The organism is Micrococcus sp. HG099 (assembly GCF_024723355.1).
In the GTDB taxonomy this organism is placed as follows: domain Bacteria; phylum Actinomycetota; class Actinomycetes; order Actinomycetales; family Micrococcaceae; genus Micrococcus; species Micrococcus endophyticus.
In genome coordinates, this window is the sequence record NZ_JANQCJ010000169.1 from 1 (window position 1) to 3,731 (window position 3,731).

Annotated in this window: 5 protein-coding genes; 1 reads left to right on the forward strand and 4 read right to left on the reverse strand. The window is 76.1% G+C overall.

The window, feature by feature from the left end; all coding sequences use genetic code 11:
* The 4 genes from NWP10_RS10940 to NWP10_RS10955 all read right to left on the reverse strand — a co-directional run.
* The coding region (locus NWP10_RS10940) for a carboxyltransferase domain-containing protein (RefSeq protein WP_258300928.1) at positions 1 to 1,246 on the reverse strand (1,246 nt) is incomplete at its 3' end.
* Positions 1,243 to 1,998: a LamB/YcsF family protein gene (locus tag NWP10_RS10945; RefSeq protein ID WP_258300929.1), complete on the reverse strand. Its 756-nt coding sequence runs from the start codon at positions 1,996 to 1,998 to the stop codon at positions 1,243 to 1,245. The genes NWP10_RS10940 and NWP10_RS10945, both read right to left, overlap by 4 nt.
* A gap of 123 nt (positions 1,999 to 2,121) precedes the next feature.
* Positions 2,122 to 3,174 carry an NAD(P)-dependent alcohol dehydrogenase gene (locus NWP10_RS10950; protein WP_258300931.1) on the reverse strand — a complete coding sequence of 351 codons (1,053 nt, stop codon included), beginning with the start codon at positions 3,172 to 3,174 and terminating at the stop codon, positions 2,122 to 2,124.
* Positions 3,175 to 3,324: 150 nt separating this feature from the next.
* Entirely contained in the window at positions 3,325 to 3,606 is a 282-nt protein-coding gene (locus tag NWP10_RS10955; protein WP_258300930.1) for a Rho termination factor N-terminal domain-containing protein, read from the reverse strand.
* Here NWP10_RS10955 and NWP10_RS10960 point away from each other — a divergent pair.
* Positions 3,605 to 3,731: DUF3253 domain-containing protein (locus NWP10_RS10960; protein ID WP_258300932.1), on the forward strand; the 127-nt coding region annotated here is incomplete at its 3' end. The genes NWP10_RS10955 and NWP10_RS10960 overlap by 2 nt on opposite strands.

Sequence of the window (3,731 nt, forward strand, 5' to 3'; positions counted from 1 at the left end):
AGCGTCGGAGGTGTATAAGAGACAGGGGCAGGTCCGCACGGGCGGCCAGCGGGGCAGGGCCGAGGCCGGACATCACGTCCGTGGACCGGCTGCCCAGCACGAGGGGCGCCTCGATCCCCCCGCGCAGCCCCACGTACGTGCGCAGGCCGGCCGCGGGCTCCTCGAGGGTGAGGGTCTCGCCGTCCAGCACGGCGAAGGGCCGGCGCACCGGGGCCGGACGAGAGCCGGCCGGGCCGGAGATCCGGGCGCGGGCGTCCGCGCCGGCCAGCGCGAGCACCTGCGTGCCGCGGGCGGTGAGTGCCAGGCCGCCGAGCAGGGCCTCGACGACGGCCTCGTCCGGGGCGTTGCCCACGAGCCGGTTCGCCTGGCGCGCGGCGTCGCGGTCGGCGGCGCCCGAGGCGGTGACACCCAGGTCCCCGCGGCCGGGGCGGCCGAGGTCCTGGACCAGCGACTGCAGGCCGGGGGCGACGACCGTCAGGCCCGGGGTGTCGGCGGACGTCGGGGCCGGCTCGGGGGGCGTCGAAGCCGGATCGGGGGACGTCGCGGCGGGCGTCGGCGAGCCCTCCGACGCCGGGGCGGAGGCGGGGTCGGGCGCCGTCGTCGTGAGCGTGGCGAGCGCGCGCACCGGGCGGTACCGGACCCGGTCGCCGGGGCGCAGGAGGGCGGGCTCGGGGCGCTCGAGGTCCCACAGGACCGCGTCCGTGCGGCCGAGCAGCCGCCAGCCGCCAGGGGAGGCGCGCGGGTAGACGGCGGAGAACCGGCCGGCCACGGCCACCGATCCGGCGGGCACGGCCGTGCGGGGGCTGGCGCGGCGGGGCACGTCGAAGGGGGCCGGATCCGCGGTGCAGTACGTGAAGCCCGGGGCGAAGCCGCCGAAGGCGCCCACCCACGCGGCCTCGGAGTGCGCCGCGATCACCGCCTCGACGCTCATCCCGGCGACCGCGGCGACGTCGTCGAGGTCCTCGCCGTCGTACCGGACGTCCACGGTGACCGTGCGCGCCGCGGCGAGGTCAGGGGCGTCTGGGGCGATGGACGTGACGGTCCGCGCGGCGGCGAGCGCCTCGTCGCGGGTGCGGAACGCCACGAGCATGGTGGCGGCCGCGGCCACGGCCTCCCGCTGCCCCGGGAACGGGTGCGCCCGCAGGTGGGCGCGCAGCGCCATGACCGCGGGCAGGTCCGCGCACTCCACGAGGAAGGCCCGGGGCCCGGCCCAGCGCAGCGCGGGCGCCGTGCAGGACACGCTCACACGAACGCCCGCACGCTCACGCCCGCGTCCTCGAGCCCGGTGCGGACGGCGGCGGCCATGGCGACGGCGCCGGGGGTGTCCCCGTGCAGGCAGATGCTCTCGGCGGCCACGCGCACGTCCGTGCCGTCCACCGCCTCGACCACGCCCTCGTGCGCCAGGCGCACCATGCGGGCGGCCACGGCCTGCGCGTCGTGCAGGACGGCGCCCGGCTCGCCGCGCGGCACGAGCGTGCCCGCGGGGGTGTAGCCGCGGTCGGCGAAAGCCTCGGCCACGCCGCGCAGTCCGGCCCGCTCGGCCTGGGCGAGCGCCACGGAGCCGGGCAGCAGGAGCAGCGGCAGGTCGCCGCCGAAGGCCTTCACGGCGTCGACCACGGCCTGCGCGTGCGCCTCGTGGTGCACGATCGCGTTGTACAGCGCGCCGTGGGGCTTCACGTAGCGGATCCCGCCGCCGGCCGCGCGGGCCAGGGCCTCGAGCGCCCCCAGCTGGTAGAGCACGTCGTCGGCGAGCTCCGTCGGCGAGCAGTCCAGGAAGCGCCGGCCGAAGCCGGCGAGGTCCCGGTAGCCCACGTGGGCGCCGATCACGACGCCCGCGGCCACGGCCTCGCGGCACGTCCGCGCGATGCCCGAGGGGTCGCCGGCGTGGAAGCCGCAGGCCACGTTGGCCGAGGAGACGGACCGCAGGATCGCGGCGTCGTCGCCCATCGTCCAGCTGCCGAACGACTCGCCGACGTCGCTGTTCAGGTCGATCCGCATACAGGCTCCTCTCGCGGCGGTCTCCCGTGGATCGCCCCATGATGGCCGCCGCGGCCCGGAACGTCCACCGGGCACGGGGACGGCGCCCCGCCCCGGGATGCGGGACGCCGTGGCCGGGGCGGGTCAGGCCTGGCCGTGGGGCACGACGACGGCGCGGCCGGAGATCTTGCCGTCCTGCAGGTCGCGGTAGGCCTGCAGGGCGCCGTCCATCGCGTAGGTGGTGTAGAGCGGCTCGACCTTGCCGTCCCGGTAGAGGCCGGCGAGCTCGTGCAGCTCCTCGACGGTGCCCCAGTAGGTGGTCACCAGCTCCGCCTCGTACGGCGTGGAGAGGAAGGACCAGTCGATCGTGGAGCCGTTGCCGATGCCCACGATGGTCACGCGGGACTGCACGGCGGCCGAGTCCAGGGCGGCGCGGGCGGTGGCGGCGATGCCCACGAAGTCGAAGGCGGCGTCCACGCCGCGGCCGCCGGTGATCTCGCGGATGCGGGCCAGCTGGTCCTCGCCGGAGGGCACGGTCACCGCGCCGTACTTCTCCGCCTCCGCCATGGCCTCGGGCTTCATGTCCGTGGCGATCACGGTGGCGCCGGTCAGGGCCTTGAGGATCTGCACGGCCATCAGGCCCAGGCCGCCCAGGCCCACCACGAGCGCGTAGGCGCCGGCGCGGTTCAGGCGCGGCAGGGCCAGCTTGATCGCGTGGTACGGGGTGAGGCCGGCGTCGGCGAGGGCCGAGGCGGGGACGGGGTCGGCGTCGCCCAGGGGGACGAGGTTGCGGGCCGGCACGGTCACGTACTCGGCCATGCCGCCGTCGCGGCCCAGGCCGATGCCGGCGTAGTCCATCTCGGCCACGTTCTGGCAGTAGGTGTCCTGGCCGCGCGAGCAGGCCGGGCAGTGGCCGCAGCCCACCGGGCCGTAGACGAGCTGCGCGGAGCCGACCTCGAAGCCGGTGACGCCCTCGCCGAGCTCCTCCACCCAGCCGGACGTCTCGTGGCCCAGCGTGTACTCCGGGTCCACGAGCGGGTTCATGCCGGGCTCGAACTCGTCGTAGACGGCGACGTCCGAGTGGCAGGCGCCGGCGCCGGCCACCTTGAGCAGCACCTCGCCGGGGCCGGGGGTGGGGCGCTCGATCTCCTTGAGCTCCGGGAACGTCTTGTAGGCGGTGAAACGGACGGCCTTCATGGTGGTCATGGATGCTCCTCCTGCGGTGGCGGGCCCGGTTCCCGAGCCCTGGGGTGGGGACACGCGCATCCTCCTCCCGTCCGGGGGACGTCGTCAGTCCCCTGGAGGCGGCGGGTTCCAGACCGCCGCAGGAGGCTCGGCGCTCAGCGCTCAGTGCTCCCGCAGCATCGCGATGAGTTCGTCCTTGCGCTTGTCCGAGTACCCGGTGAGGTCCAACTCCTTGGCGCGGTCCTTGAGCTCGTCCACGGTCCACTCCTCGTAGGACTCGGACTCGCCGCCGCGCTCCGCGACCTCCTCGCGCCCGTCGCGGGCGGCCGCATTGGAGATGCGCGCGGCCTTCTCCTTCGAGGCGCCGTCTCGGCGGAGCGCCTCGTACATCTCGGGGTCCTTGATCTGCGGGGTGTCGGACTCGGACTTCTTCTGCGTGGCCATGCCTCCACCCTGCGCCCTCCGCGCGGTGGGCGGGGGAGAGGCGTGGCGCGACCTCATGGACGAGGCCCGCGCCGTGGCCGCGGAGCTGCACGCGGCCGGCGCCGTGGAGGTGCGGCAGAGGGGCG